The organism is Ruminococcus sp. AF37-20 (genome assembly GCF_003460465.1).
GTDB lineage: Bacteria > Bacillota > Clostridia > Oscillospirales > Ruminococcaceae > Hominimerdicola > Hominimerdicola aceti.
This window is the reverse complement of the sequence record NZ_QTVE01000004.1, coordinates 123,250-137,859: the sequence shown is the minus strand read 5'-3', so window position 1 is coordinate 137,859 and position 14,610 is coordinate 123,250. Positions and strand designations below refer to the sequence as shown.

Here is a 14,610-nt window from a genome sequence, read left to right as displayed (position 1 = left end):
ACAATAATAGTATATACTATTTTACCTCAAATTACAACATATATTTCGTACGAATTTGACTTTAAAATTACCTCTATTTTTATATAATCAAATAAAACCGCTTTAATTTATAACAATTTTACAAGAGATTATTGCAGCTATTTGATAATTTATAAAAAATTCAGAGAAAAATAGAAAAAACACTTGCCTTTTGTATAAAAATTTGTTATGATATTAGTAAGAGCGAAAAGGTGAGTTGTGTCCACATGATCTCACCTGATTTTTTTGTGTTTTATTTTTGATATATGGAGGAGAAATGATATGCCTACAAAATATGTCTTTGTAACAGGCGGTGTAGTATCAGGTCTTGGAAAGGGCATAACCGCTGCGTCACTGGGAAGATTGTTAAAAGCAAGGGGCTACAGCGTTACCATTCAGAAATTTGACCCGTATATAAATGTCGATCCAGGCACAATGTCACCTTATCAGCATGGTGAGGTTTTCGTAACTGACGATGGTGCGGAAACTGACCTTGATCTTGGTCACTATGAGAGATTTATCGACGAAAATCTTTCTATCAATTCAAATGTTACCACAGGTAAGATATACTGGACAGTTCTTAATAAGGAGAGAAGAGGAGATTATCTTGGCGGCACAGTTCAGGTCGTTCCTCATATCACCAACGAGATAAAGGATCGTCTTTACAGAGTAGGCAAATCAACTGACACAGATATAGTTATCACAGAGATCGGCGGAACAGTTGGCGATATCGAGTCCACACCATTCCTCGAGGCTATCAGACAGGCTTCTATCGAGCTTGGAAGAGAAAATTCTGTATTTATACATGTGTGCCTGCTGCCTTATATCTCAGGCTCAAAGGAGCTTAAATCAAAGCCTACACAGCATTCCGTAAAGGAACTGCTTTCTATCGGTATCCAGCCTAATATCCTTGTTCTTCGTTCTGAAATGGAGATACCTGAGGATATGAAGCAGAAGATAGGTCTTTTCTGCAACGTAAGAGCAGAGGACGTTATACAGAATCTTACAGCACCATCACTTTATGAAGTGCCTCTCTGGCTTGAAAAAGAGGGTCTTGCAGATGTTGTTTGTCATCATCTTAAGCTTGAGTGCAGACAGCCAGATCTTAAAGAGTGGCAGGAAATGATAGGCAGAGTTCATAGCTGTAACAAGAAAGTAACTATCGGTCTTGTTGGCAAGTATGTTGAGCTTGAGGACGCTTATCTTTCCGTAGCAGAAGCTCTCCGTCACGGCGGTTTTGAGAACAGTGCAGAAGTTGATATCAAGTGGATACAGTCTGAAAATCTCAATGAGAACACTGTAGCTGAAATGCTTCACGGCTGCGACGGCATAATCGTACCGGGCGGCTTTGGTGACAGAGGAATCGAGGGCATGATCGAAGCTATCAAATATGCAAGAGAGCATAAGATACCAATGTTCGGTATCTGCCTCGGTATGCAGATGTCTGTTGTTGAGTTCGCAAGACACGTTGCAGGACTGGAAGGGGCAAATTCTTCCGAGTTTGGTGACACTCCATATCCTGTTATAGATATCATGGATTCACAGAAGGATATTACAGAAAAGGGCGGCACGATGCGACTTGGCCTTTATCCTTGCAAGCTTGCAGACAATTCAAGATGTGCTGAGATCTATTCAGCGCCACAGAATCTTATCCGTGAGCGTCATCGTCACCGTTGGGAGTTCAATAATGAATACAGAAAGCTTCTTGAAGATAAAGGTCTTATGCTTGCAGGCCTTTCACCTGACGAAAAGCTTGTTGAGATAGTAGAGCTTCCAAAGAATGTACACCCATGGTTCGTTGGTGTTCAGTTCCACCCAGAGTTCAAGTCAAGACCAAACAGAGCGCACCCTCTGTTCAGAGATTTCATCAGAGCTTCTATCGAGTATTCTGAGTTTGGCGAGAAAATATAATAACATATAGTTTTTATCAAGGACAGATGATTTTTTTCATCTGTCCTTTTTTTGTGCAAAAATGCAAAACGTGCAGGGAAAATGGCATAAATATGTATGATTTGAATAAAAGTCATTGACCTTTTATGTGATGTATGATATAATCGTATTAAGTGGAGTAAAAGCTGACAGGTGGTGAGGATTTGTTAAAAGATCTTGAAAAACCAATAGAGTATCTAAAAGGCGTCGGCGAAAAACGTGCCGAATGTTATGAAAAATTAGGCGTAAAGACAGTATATGACCTGCTTTGTCATTATCCAAGAAGTTATATTGACTATACCTCGCCCGTCCCCATAGCCGACGCACCAACTAACGAGCCTTGCATAGTAAAGGGCAGAGTAGTTAAAAAGCTCCCTGAAGCCCATATCAGAAAAGGTCTGTCAGTGTACAAAGTCATTTTTACCGACGACGTCACCGACCTTGTAATAGTTATCTATAACAGCGAGTATATGTATAAACAGCTTGAAGTGGATAAAGAGTATTACCTCTGCGGCAGGATAACAGGAAACCTTGTGCGAAAAGAGATAAATTCTCCTGTGATACTTTCTGCCGATACGGAAGATAAAGTCCAGCCTGTCTATCACCTCACAGAGGGTCTTAGTCAGCAAATGCTCAGAAAAACAGTAAGGCTCGCCCTGAATGTTTTTAATAAGAATATCTATGAGCCGCTGCCAAAAAGCATAATGCATAGGTATAATTTCTGTTCTCTTGAATATGCTTTGGAGAATATACATTTTCCAAAAGATATGCACACCTGCGAGCTTGCGAAAAATCGCCTTGTCTTTGACGAGCTTCTTGTTTTGCAGCTCGGTATGCAGCTTATGAAAAGCCGAAGCCGTGAAAAAAGCGGCTTTGTGCTGAAAACGCAGGATATGGACAGCTTTTATAACGCTCTGCCTTTTATCCTTACAAACAGCCAGCAAACCGCCATAGAGGATTGTATCAGAGATATGCAGAAAGAACAGCCTATGAACAGACTCGTTCAGGGCGACGTTGGCTCGGGCAAGACCGCAGTTGCGGCAGGAGCGGCATATTTTGTGTATGAAAATGGCTGTCAGAGCGCACTTATGGCGCCTACAGAGATTCTTGCAGAACAGCATTACGAGACACTCAAAGGCTTTCTCGAACCGCTAGGCGTAAAAGTGGCACTGCTCACAGGTTCTATGACCGCAAAACAGAAAAAGCTTGTGAAAGAGGGGCTTGAAAACGGTGAATACACCGTTGCAGTGGGAACACACGCTCTTGTTCAGCAGACAACGAAGTTCAAAAAGCTTGCCCTTGTCATAACAGACGAGCAGCACCGTTTCGGTGTTGAACAGCGTGCGGCACTTGCTTCAAAGGGTGAAAATCCCCATAAGCTTGTTATGTCAGCCACGCCTATCCCTAGAACTCTTGCCCTTATGATATACGGCGACCTTGATATTTCTGTACTGAAAGAGCTTCCTAAGGGCAGACAGCCTGTTGAAACTTATGCCGTTACAGGAAAGCTTCGCGAGCGTGCTTTTAACTATGTGAAAAAATATCTTGACGAGGGCAGACAGGGTTATATAGTCTGTCCAATGATAGAGGAAAGTGATATGGACTTGCAGGACGTTAAGACCTATGCTAAAAAGCTTTCTCAGGGTACGTTTAAAGATTACACTGTGGGACTTCTTCACGGCAGAATGAGCGGTGCTCAGAAAGAACAGGTCATGAATGATTTCAAGGAGCATAAAATAGACCTGCTCGTTTCCACAACAGTTGTGGAGGTAGGAGTTGACGTGCCTAATGCGGCAATAATGGTAATAGAAAATGCTGACAGATTTGGTCTTTCCCAGCTTCACCAGCTTCGTGGCCGTGTGGGAAGAGGTAAATATAAATCAAGTTGTATCCTCATTACAGACAACGTGAATGAGGAAAGCGTGAAAAGGCTTAAAATTTTGGGCAAGACTAACGACGGCTTTAAGATATCTGAGGAAGATCTTAAACTCAGAGGTCCCGGTGACTTTTTCGGAAGCAGACAGCATGGCCTTCCTGCATTGAAGATAGCGGATATGTCACAGGATATGGATATACTAAGAAAAGCACAGGAAGCCGCACAGCTTATCAGAAACGCAGATCCTAAACTTGAGCGTACAGAAAATATATATCTAAGAGAGCTTGTGGATAAACTCTTTGATAAAACTATGTCAGATAATTGAAAGATGTAAAGTTTGAAAACTTTATCATGTAAGATGATGCGTAAAGCATAAAGACTTTATAAGCAAAAGAATAAAACGGAGGTAGTTATGGAGCCAATAAAATTTTTAAAGTACATTCTGTCGAGAATTGGGATAATGATCGTTCTTACACTGTTTTCAGCCTTTGCAGGCATTGTGCTGATACCGGCTCTGGTTACGGTCTTTCCGTCAAGTACATCTGCTTTCAAAAGCTTTATGACAAATAGTAATGTAGACTCATTTATAGGCTTTGCGGTCATGCTTATATTTTTCCTAAGGCTTTTTTATGACGACGGCAAACGCCATGCCGCATATGAAAATTGGAGCTGGGTCAATATTACAATAGTGTATCTTCTTATGCTTCTAGTGTATTTTATTCCTGCAATATTCAGAGATTCATTCAGTCAGGAGGGCAAGGGAGATATCTTCTATAAGGTGCTTTATTATCCGTGTATATGGCTGAATGAAGGCGTGGGCATGAACTACCTTGTAAGCGTGATCATCGGCATAGGACTTCTTCTTGCAGCGTCCTATTGTTTCTATCTGATAGCCTATAAAGTGTATGTTCATAAGCATCCTGTCATTCTCAAAAGTATGAAATCTTTTAGTGCGGGCAAGACAGATAATAAAGTATAAATTGTATTATTTGAACATAAATAAGAGTATTTACTATCGGAAATCTGTATGAACTCGCTTCAAATGTTAAACTTTATTTAAAATGTTAGTTTAATTATTCTATTTGTACAAATTCGATAAATTTGTGAAGATTATTTTGTAAATAAATTAACGCTTAAAAAGCACTCAATCACTTGCGAAAAGATGAAAATAATGTTATAATTATAAAAATGCGTTTTGTGTATTTTTAAAGTTTTTTGTTATGAATGCACAAAATGTATAAATAAGTGGAGGTGTATCTACATATTATGAAGAAATTTTCCTATGTTGCTAAGGATACCTCGGGAAAAACCATAAAGGGTATCTATGAGGCTGAGGATGCACAGGAAGTACTGGACAAGATCCACGAACAAGGTCTTTTCTGTATAAGTTATACAGAAGCATTGGGCGGTGCAGGCAAACAATCTGTGCACAAGTTCAATACTAAGGAACTTGCTTTCTGCTGCCGTCAGCTTGCGGCAATGATGACATCGGGTCTTACCATTGTTAAAGCACTCGACATTCTCTATAAGGAAGAGGAGAATAAGGGTGCAAAGGATGTTTGGAGAAGCGTTTATGACGATGTTCAGAAAGGTCAGAGCTTTACCGAGGCCCTCGATACAAGAAGAGGAAGCTTTCCGGACTTTTTCATTTCAATGGTAGACGCAGGTGAGACCTCAGGTACGCTTGATATGACAATGCAGCGTCTGAGCGATTACTATGCAAACTCAAACAAGTTGAACAATAAGGTAAAGAGTGCGATGACTTATCCTATCATACTTGGCGTTCTTTGTATCGTCATGGTAATCGGTATGTTTACGTTCATCATGCCTATATTTGCAGGTCTTATGCCAGAGGATCAGATGCCTGCACTTTCTAAGGCTCTCTTCTCATTCAGTGACTTTTTCAAGGCAAAATGGTATATCATTCTTATCGTGGTCGTTGTTTTGATATTCGGTTGGATATACGCCTTGAAAGTACCGTCAGTCAGACTTAAATTTGACTACATAAAGATAAAGATGCCTGCCGCCGGAAAGCTTATGGTAAAGATCTACGAGGGTCGTTTCGCAAGAACTCTTTCATCACTTTATTCAAGCGGTATCCCAATGGTAGAGTGTCTTGAACGTTCGTCAAGAATACTTGGAAACGCTTATGTTGATAAGATGTTCATTCAGGTAGTTGATGAAGTTAAGCAGGGCGCACCTCTTTCAGCGTCACTTGCAAAAACAGAGATATTTGAAGGAATGTTTACTTCCATCATCTATGTCGGTGAGGAATCAGGTGCTCTCGATGAGATCCTTGAGAAAACTGCTGACTACTATGAGGAAGAAGCAGACGCAGCCGTTACAAGACTTGTAGGACTTATGGAACCATTGCTCATCGTATTCATGGGTGTTGCGATCGGTCTTTGCCTTGCGGGTATCTTCCCACTGCTCTACGGTTCATTGTCAGGTCTGGAAAACTAAGGGTCTGCATTTTGTGTTCGTTAATTTTAAATATCTCCTCTCCTTTAAAACGGAGAGGGAAGATATTTGTTTTGAAAAATAATTTAAGAGGTGAAGGAATAAATGCTATCATTTGATATTTCTGATAGACAAATCAACATTGTTAAAGGTGATAACTCCTCTAACAAGATAAGGATCGAGAGATCTTTGCAGGTAGACGTTCCTGAGGATATGATCCTTAACGGTGAGGTCATCAACCTTTCTGGTCTGTCTGAGTTACTGCTCACACAGATCAAGGCTGAGGATATGATGGATAAGGACGCTATCGTTACTTTTTCATCGAGCAACATCGTATTCAAGGAGCTTGTAGTTCCAAAGGCAAAGGGTAATGAGTTCCTGCTTATGGTACAGAACCATATGAGCCAGGAAATGGGTATCACAGATGAGTATTCTATCTCATATACAGTAGTAGGTGAAGCAGGCGAGGATAATCCTGGCGCAGTGAAGGTACTTGCAACAGCTTGCCCTAGTACGATAGTTGAAAGCTACAGAAAGCTTTATAACATTATGGGCATGAACCTCAGATCTGTTAACATCGGATGTAACTCTATCGCAAGAATCGTTCTTGCTGACAAGTCCAACATGGAGAAAATGCCACTGTTGGTTTGCCAGATCGATAAGAACTTCCTTGGTCTTACACTTTTTGAGAATGGACAGATGGCATTCGCCAGATACGTTCCTATCTCAGAAGATGATTATGATTCTGATGATTATATCACTGAAGCTCTTAACGAGAACATCTTCAGAATGGAGCAGTTCAATAAGGCAAGAGGCGGTTCAGGACTTGAAAATGTTATTCTCTATGGCTTTATCGAGGACTACATTAAACTCGTTGACGCTCTTGACGGTCTTGATATAAAGGCTTCCGTTCTCGGTGTGCCTGCTCAGATCACAGGTTTCGAGAACTTCGAATTTACAGTATTCGCTAATGCTATCGGTGCTCTCTATAAGAGAAACAAGGCAACAGAGAAGATCAACCTCCTCGAAGTCGATCAGTCCACAGGTAAGGGCGGCAACAGCGGAATGGGATCGCTGCTCATGACAGGCGGTATCTTCGCTGCGGCAGCCGCAGTGCTTATCGCAGGTGCAACACTTGTTATTAATCTCAGGAAGAGTTCTATCGAGAAAGATATAGACAAGACTAATGATAAGATAGCTGTTTGCAATGAGAAGATCGCTCAGAACCAGATACTTCACAATAAGATGAAGATCATGCAGGATTATTCAAACTATGTTACATCAGCAAATGCAGCTCTTGAAACACTTCCGGTCGTGTCAAGTGAGATGTTTGACGATATCAAGGAAGCTCTTGGTTCTTTCAAGTATGAAGGCTTTACATATAACCTTGAAGCTGGTACAGTAACACTTACTAAGGTTGAGCTTGATGATCAGTCAGATGTAAAAACAGCAATCGATGCCCTTGTAGGTACAGGACTCTTCCAGGAAGATGTAGGATACAACGGATATTCGATCGGTGAAGAAGGCAGCTCAGGCGTAACGCTTGATTCGCTGACACTTTATCTTAAAGAAGAGGGCGAGGGTGAATAATTATGAAGTTGAATTATCGTGATAAAATGATTTTGATAGTAGTATTCGTACTGCTTATAATTGTTGCAGGTTTTATGCTTTTTATTAAGCCTGCCATTGATGAGTGTAGTCAGGCAAGCAGTGATCTGGAATCAGCAAAGGTACAGCTCAGCGAGCTTGAAGATCAGGTAGACAAGGATAAGAACCTTGCCGCTGAGATTCAGACACTTTATACAAGCACCTCACAGGTCGCAGCTAACTTCTATGATTATCAGGTAGCATACAAGGCTACTGATAAGGTTCGTGAGCTTTTTAATGTTGATGATGTAAAGATCAAAAACTCCAATATGACTATTTCATCATACGGCAGCACAGTTCTTTCGCCTTTTGCTTATGAGTCAACAGCAACAGCTACTGATTTTGACACTAAGGTAGATGAATACAATAATGCAAGCACAGCTGATTCATCAGCTGCAGACGCTAATGCAGCTGATACCAATGAAACAGCTGCACAGACAATAGGTTACTATAGCCTTAACATTCAGTTCAAAAGCTCGCTTTCAGGTTTCAAGAATTTTGCTGACAACCTGACGACAAACAACGAAAAGAGCATGGTTATCCAGAATGTTAACATTGAGAATGTCAACGAAAGCGAGATCTCCGGTACAATGACACTCAATATGTACGTTTTGAAGAAGCTTGCTGATCCTTCTGCCAGCTAAGAGAAAACTATTTGGTAGGATAAGGAATATTTCTTATCCTGCCAATTAGTGCTATATAATGATTAAAAATTTTATATAAGTAATCAACCTGTGTAAAATGAAAAAAGTATAGCATAAGTGATAATAAAACTAAGAAAGGTGGTTAATATGAAGAATACTCCGAAGAGGAAACAAAGAAACAAACCCGGAGTCGTGCTTTTCACAGCGGTTGCTGTCATGCTCATGCTGTCAATACTTTTGACTGCAACTGTTTCTTTTGTTTCGGTAAATAGGACAAAAACAAATGATAACTATAAGAGCAAACAGGCTTATCTGACAGCTTCATCTACTCTTGAAAGCTTTATTAATCAGATACAAACTGATACTGCTCCTACCAATGACCCTACTGCAAAGGCTCAGCAGAAAAAGGCCATAGATAACCTTAAAAAGCTGGCAAGTGCTAACAGCGGTAAGGGTACTACTACTACTGTAAGTTATAACGGCGGTGACGGTAAAAGCGATAATATCGGTACCACAAAGATAACTGTAGCACAGGAGGGTACAAGTGTTGCAAATATCGTTGTTACCTGTGAAACTACTTATCTGGGAAAAACTGAAAAGGTAGCAGCTCATATTTCCACGCAGTCAGTTACAAAGCCTGCCGAATATACAAATACTATCGAGCTTGTTGGTAACGGCGGCGCAGGTTACGATAACCTTAACGTTATCGGTGACATGGCTGGTATCAATAATACCACTGGTAAGGTCTATAGATTTACAAACAATACCAGTATCTATGGTTCTTATCTTATGTATGGTTCTTTGGAGGTTTCAACTCAGCCTCTTATCATGCTCAAGCCTAGTCTTGTAGATGAAAAGCAGGGTTCAACTGTTACAATTTCTGAAAACCTTGATGTTTCAAATGAATTCCACATCAACTCCACAATGGCAAGAGCAGACGGATATAACTATGTTAATATCGGTCAGAAGCTTTCTACTTCAAACCATATGGACGTTGGTTCTTCAGGTTTTGATGTCGATTTGTTCTGTTGTGAAGCTAACATTGGCGGAAATGACTATACACAGTATGGTAACTTCTACGTTTATAAGGGCGCAGGTGCTTATAATGGCGATGCAACATTTGGCGCAAATGGTCAGACGATCAATGGTTCTCTCTATGTCGAGGGTGATCTTAATGTCACAAAGTCACTTAAGGTAACAGGCTCTGTTTATGTTACCGGCACTATCACAGGTAAAGATAAGATTGTCTGCCCGGCTTCAAATATTCATGAAGGAGCTGTTCTTAGCAAAGCAGGTCGTGACGCAAAGCCACAGATACCTGTATCTGCTGATGCCTATGTATATTATCCGGAAGATTTCTTCATGAGCAATGATACTAATGTGACAACGATCTCTGATGAATATCAGGCTTTCTATGATGGCTCAAACACTAAAACTTTCAATTCCTTTGCAAGCAATTGGACTAATGTTGACTACACGCTTACTGAGCTAATAGACCTTACAGGAACAGGAGCAAAGACTCCAGTTACAAGCCGCTACAAATTGAGAATAACATCAAGCTGTACATGGGCATCTGATCTTTCGTTCAATGATTATGGCAATGGTTCAAGGATCCTCGTTGATGTTTCTGATTCTTCAGGCGATATTGTTATAAGACTTCAAAATGGTCTTAGTCTTGATTCAAGCTGGTCTCCAACTATAGTTGTCAGAAATCGTTCAAATATAATTGATACAACTACAGGTGACAGAAAATACAACTGCTATTTTGTTTCAGACTCAGGCAGTGCTATTACACTTAATGGTATCGACTCAGTAACAGGCAAGTCCAAGCATTCGGGTTCAAGCGCATGTAACTATAACTTTAGTGGCTTGAAAATATTTGATTATGACACTTATGTTCGTATGTATGACGCTGGTACACTTAATAATACTAAGGGTAATCCTGGTGCTCCACAGAGCAGTTTCGTCCTTAATCCAACATCAGTGGACGTTGCAGGCTCTTACAGACCATCAAACAGCAGTATCATTTTCTTATTTGCTGAGAACACAACACTTAGCGCCACAAACAACAGTTTCTTCCAGGGTTCATTCTACTCACCGGAAGCAATGGTTAATATAGCAACAAGTGGTCTTAGTGGACTTAATGTTACAGACTCAGCAGGCGGAAAAATGACCGTTCAGTGCTGTGCAGTCGGTGTAGTTATCGCAAACAGCTTTGGTAACGCCAATACAGCGTTCTATGTATACACCAAGCCTTCAACTACTTCTGTAATGCAGAATGCAAAGGGCGGCAAGGACGATTCAGCATTCGGATATACTCTTGACAGATATGATCATTACTAATTGAAAGGAGTATACTCATGAAAAAGAACAGCAAAAATAAAAAGGGTATGACTCTTGTAGAGGTCATCATAGCAATGGCACTTTTGTCAGGTATGTCAGCTATGCTTGTTACAGTTGCTGTAGCGGCAAAAAAACAGAATCTTGAAAACTACTACCGCAACAATGAAATGTATACTCAGGCAGTAAATGCCGAGCAGTATAATGATAACAAGACCGTCAATATGAACGAGTTGAAGGTAAACAAGTTTTCTTCAAGCGGCAAAACTACAAATGAGTTTGCCCTTGAGGCAGACTTTGGAAGCGGCATAAAGTTCAATACTACAGCCTATGGCTTTAAAGCAAAGCTTAATAATATTGATGAAGACGCAGGCTATCAGCTTAAATTTCTTCAAGGTAAGGACGTAAACATTACACCTAATCCTGAAAAGAGCGTATATTGGGTAAAATTTTACAACAATTCAGGAGCAGATATGAATTTCTATGCTCTCACTCCTGAGCTTACAGGCGGAAAGTTCTTTGATGTAAATAATAACTCATCAGGAAATTCACTTCTTATTCCTATCGGTGACGGCGGAAGTCAGCAGTTTGGCGTTGTGCTTTCAGGCGTAACAGGAAGCGATTATTTCGGCTTCTCACAGTCATCTGATCTTTACAGCAGCACTCCAACGGCCGATGCGGCTGCATTTAAGATCACAGATGCGACCTTTGACCATTATCTTGAAAAAGATGCGTCAGGTAAAGCTACAGGTTATGTAGTTATCCATTATATGGGCGGTTCTGATTACAAAAATCAGGCTGAATATGACGCTGCACAACCAACACCATAAGGAGGGAGGATCTTGAAAATGAATAAAAACCGCAAGGGTTTTACCCTTGTTGAGCTTATCGTTGTGGTAACGATTTTTGGTGTGATCCTCGGAGCTATCCTTAATATGATCAAACCTGCAAATAACGTTTATCATGACGCTGATGCAACAATGGAAAGCAATGTCATAGGTTCAGGTCTTATAGACTATCTTGACGATGAGCTTAGATATTCGACCAATGTCCTTGTTCTTAAAGATTATGTAGGTGTGCCTGATGTTTCAAACTCTGGTACTATCGGTGCAAGCGGTGTGACCTATTCAAACTGTATCGTTATTGACAATAATAATCTTCGTGGCTATAGTCTGAAAAACTATTCAGGTAGCGACACGGATACAGCCGCAAAGAGAATGGGTGCAAAAGGCTGTATCCTCAATGTAGGTAAGGTAAATACAGAGGGCTTAAACTTTAATAATTCTGCTGTTGCCAGAGGCGTTGATTTTTACGACAATTATAAGTTTGATATCGGTGCAAGTATCAGCAAAATTGAGGAAATGTATACTCTCGACGTTTCTCTTACAGCCTATCAGCCAACATATGAGAACGGAAGCTATACTTTTACGAAAACAAAGTATAAAAAGGACGCAGCAGTAAATCTCACAAATATTAACATAGATGAAGGCGATTCATACAATGTTAATGACTATAAAGATTTCTCTGTAGCTCCTGATTATGTCACATATCCTCAGGCAACTACTGCTCCTGCAGGTTGCACAGCTCAGCAGGAAAAGTATTACAGCCTTGACGCTTCAAACACATATACTTATATTTTCTACGATAAGACAACAGTTTCAAGTTCAAAAACATACAGTGTAAAGTTTATCTACTCTGCAAGCGACCCTGAACCAACGCTTCGTGGTAAACAGATAGATACTAAGTCTGTCAAGGCGGGTACAGTTTATAAAGCTCCACCTTCTATGACACCAAGAACAGGTTATGGCACACCTTATTGGGTAGACAGCAAGAATAACGTTGCTGATTTTACAACAGGTGTAACGATAAACAAGGATATGGTATTCTCATGTGTTTATCCGCCTGTTGCACCGAAAACCCAGTTTACAGTAACGTTTGAGAATATCGACGGTTCTACATTTACAACAACAAGTGTCTATGATGGCGACTTTGCAAATGACCCGGGAATTCCAACTGACATGGATACTATAAAACAGGATTTTGTTAAGTGGGTATACAAATCAGATAACTCAAAGGGTCTTACTGATGTTTCTATTACAGATAACTCAGTTATTTTCGTTCCGGTTGTACAGAACAAGCATAAGGTTGAGTTCAAATTAAACGGTTCTTTAATAAATGCCTCAACTATTTATGTTTCCGATGGACAGTATGCAAATTATCCAGGAGCTACCCCTGTTTCGTCAGACGCTAATAAGATATTTGGCGGTTGGGTCGTAGAAGGAACAAGCGATGATATATCTACTAAGGTTATAACATCAGATACTGTTTTTGAGGCAACCTTCATTTCAAAACCGACAAATGATTTGTACGTTATCAGCAGTATCGCAAGAAAAATCAATGATGGTGAGATAGACTATGATATAACAATACAGAATAATGGTTCTGATGTTGTAAAGATCTGGTCTTTAAGTGCTAATGTTGGTTTTGCATTTGATCAGATGCAGGCGGATTGGAGATTGAAAATTCCAAATGATAAGGTTTGTGGATTTACAACGAACAACGATTTGAATAACCCATCAAACTGTGTATTTATTCCAGCGGGTGGAACCGTCACAGTTACGTTGTATTTTAAGAAGTACAACGATCCAAAGTATACTGAGGATCTTTCAAAGTATTCACTTAACCCATCTGATATTACAGTATCTAAGGTACAGTAATTTCTTTTCTCAATCAGACCCCTCCATGGGTCTGATTGCTGAAAAAATCCCCTTAACAGAAAACTTCTATTAAGAGGATTTTTTGAGCAAAAAAATTCCGCAGTATCAAACTGCGGAATTTGTGCAATTATCTTATTATCAGCATTGCTTCGTTCATCATCTCGTTAAGACCAGTAAAGTCCATGTACCATGAACCGATCTGCTCTGAGTACAAAGCTGCAACAGCAATTCCTATGGAGAGATATGGACCAAATGCAAATACTGAATCACCGCTGCGGTGCTTCTGGATAAGTCCTCCAATCGAGCCTGTTATCAGTCCGATAAGAAGCGCTACCAAAGCACCTTGCATTCCGAGAAACAGCCCTGCGGCTGCCATGAGATATACATCTCCCATGCCCATTGCTTTCTCATGTGTGATAAGACAAATAATAAGCAAAGGCACGCTCACAATGAAAAATCCAATCAAGTGTGATTTAAGCGTAAGTCCCGTCTGATCTTTGCAGAAGATGTATTCCGCAACACCAAGTAAACCTATGAATATCACAACATATGTGTTGATAAGCTGTGTGTCCCAGTCCATGAAGAATACAACGATAAGAGCAGAGAATAACAGACAGACAAGTGCTGCACGAAGCGGATTGAAAATTCCATTAAAATGGTAGAATACCCATAAGTAGAGCAGTGCGTTCAGCGTTTCAACTATAGTGTATCTTGCCGATATCTTTGCACCGCAGCTTCGACACTTTCCACGAAGTATGCACCAGCTTACTATCGGTATCAGGTCACGCCGTTTGATCGGCTCACCGCAGGTCATACAGTGAGAATTTCGCTTGATAAGACTTTCATTTTTCGGCAATCGGTATATGCAGACATTAAGAAAACTGCCTATGCACGCTCCGAAGATGAACACAAATACATAAATGATTATGTATGATAAGGTTAAATTATCCACAGTGATCCTCCTTTGGATTCATTAGTT

At 40.3% G+C, this 14,610-nt stretch carries 10 protein-coding genes; 9 read left to right on the top strand and 1 reads right to left on the bottom strand.

Annotated elements, in window-relative coordinates; translation table 11 throughout:
* Window positions 1–300: 300 nt before the first annotated feature.
* The 9 genes from DW015_RS04045 to DW015_RS04005 all read left to right on the top strand — a co-directional run bounded on the left by DW015_RS04045 (window position 301) and on the right by DW015_RS04005 (window position 13,631).
* Entirely contained in the window at window positions 301–1,929 is a 1,629-nt protein-coding gene (locus DW015_RS04045; protein ID WP_022286793.1) for a CTP synthase, read from the top strand.
* Between the two features lie 182 nt (window positions 1,930–2,111).
* Window positions 2,112–4,148 carry an ATP-dependent DNA helicase RecG gene (recG, locus tag DW015_RS04040; protein ID WP_117904391.1) on the top strand — a complete coding sequence of 679 codons (2,037 nt, stop codon included), beginning with the start codon at window positions 2,112–2,114 and terminating at the stop codon, window positions 4,146–4,148.
* Between the two features lie 87 nt (window positions 4,149–4,235).
* Entirely contained in the window at window positions 4,236–4,802 is a 567-nt protein-coding gene (locus DW015_RS04035; RefSeq protein WP_117904389.1) for a hypothetical protein, read from the top strand.
* A gap of 287 nt (window positions 4,803–5,089) precedes the next feature.
* Window positions 5,090–6,286, top strand: a complete 1,197-nt coding sequence (locus tag DW015_RS04030; RefSeq protein WP_046441446.1) for a type II secretion system F family protein — start codon at window positions 5,090–5,092, stop codon at window positions 6,284–6,286.
* 102 nt (window positions 6,287–6,388) lie between these two features.
* The gene (gene pilM, locus DW015_RS04025) at window positions 6,389–7,873 is read left to right on the top strand and encodes a pilus assembly protein PilM (RefSeq protein ID WP_117876524.1); all 1,485 of its coding nucleotides are present in this window, start codon (window positions 6,389–6,391) and stop codon (window positions 7,871–7,873) included.
* 2 nt (window positions 7,874–7,875) lie between these two features.
* Entirely contained in the window at window positions 7,876–8,574 is a 699-nt protein-coding gene (gene gspM / locus DW015_RS04020; RefSeq protein ID WP_117904387.1) for a type II secretion system protein GspM, read from the top strand.
* A gap of 147 nt (window positions 8,575–8,721) precedes the next feature.
* A complete protein-coding gene (locus tag DW015_RS04015) occupies window positions 8,722–10,917 on the top strand; it encodes a hypothetical protein (protein WP_117904385.1) in 2,196 nt (731 codons plus the stop codon).
* A gap of 17 nt (window positions 10,918–10,934) precedes the next feature.
* Window positions 10,935–11,744, top strand: a complete 810-nt coding sequence (locus DW015_RS04010) for a type II secretion system protein (protein WP_117904383.1) — start codon at window positions 10,935–10,937, stop codon at window positions 11,742–11,744.
* An 18-nt stretch (window positions 11,745–11,762) separates the two neighbouring features.
* The gene (locus tag DW015_RS04005; protein ID WP_181979827.1) at window positions 11,763–13,631 is read left to right on the top strand and encodes a prepilin-type N-terminal cleavage/methylation domain-containing protein; all 1,869 of its coding nucleotides are present in this window, start codon (window positions 11,763–11,765) and stop codon (window positions 13,629–13,631) included.
* A 127-nt stretch (window positions 13,632–13,758) separates the two neighbouring features.
* Here the strand turns inward: DW015_RS04005 and DW015_RS04000 are convergent, their stop codons facing one another.
* Window positions 13,759–14,583 carry an A24 family peptidase gene (locus tag DW015_RS04000; RefSeq protein ID WP_022286802.1) on the bottom strand — a complete coding sequence of 275 codons (825 nt, stop codon included), beginning with the start codon at window positions 14,581–14,583 and terminating at the stop codon, window positions 13,759–13,761.
* Window positions 14,584–14,610: the final 27 nt, after the last annotated feature.

Coding starts and splice junctions, on each gene's coding strand:
- DW015_RS04045 (WP_022286793.1), top strand. CDS start 301: ATGCCTACAAAATATGTCTTTGTAACAGGCGGTGTAGTATCAGGTCTT.
- DW015_RS04035 (WP_117904389.1), top strand. CDS start 4,236: ATGGAGCCAATAAAATTTTTAAAGTACATTCTGTCGAGAATTGGGATA.
- DW015_RS04030 (WP_046441446.1), top strand. CDS start 5,090: ATGAAGAAATTTTCCTATGTTGCTAAGGATACCTCGGGAAAAACCATA.
- pilM (WP_117876524.1), top strand. CDS start 6,389: ATGCTATCATTTGATATTTCTGATAGACAAATCAACATTGTTAAAGGT.
- gspM (WP_117904387.1), top strand. CDS start 7,876: ATGAAGTTGAATTATCGTGATAAAATGATTTTGATAGTAGTATTCGTA.
- DW015_RS04015 (WP_117904385.1), top strand. CDS start 8,722: ATGAAGAATACTCCGAAGAGGAAACAAAGAAACAAACCCGGAGTCGTG.
- DW015_RS04010 (WP_117904383.1), top strand. CDS start 10,935: ATGAAAAAGAACAGCAAAAATAAAAAGGGTATGACTCTTGTAGAGGTC.
- DW015_RS04005 (WP_181979827.1), top strand. CDS start 11,763: ATGAATAAAAACCGCAAGGGTTTTACCCTTGTTGAGCTTATCGTTGTG.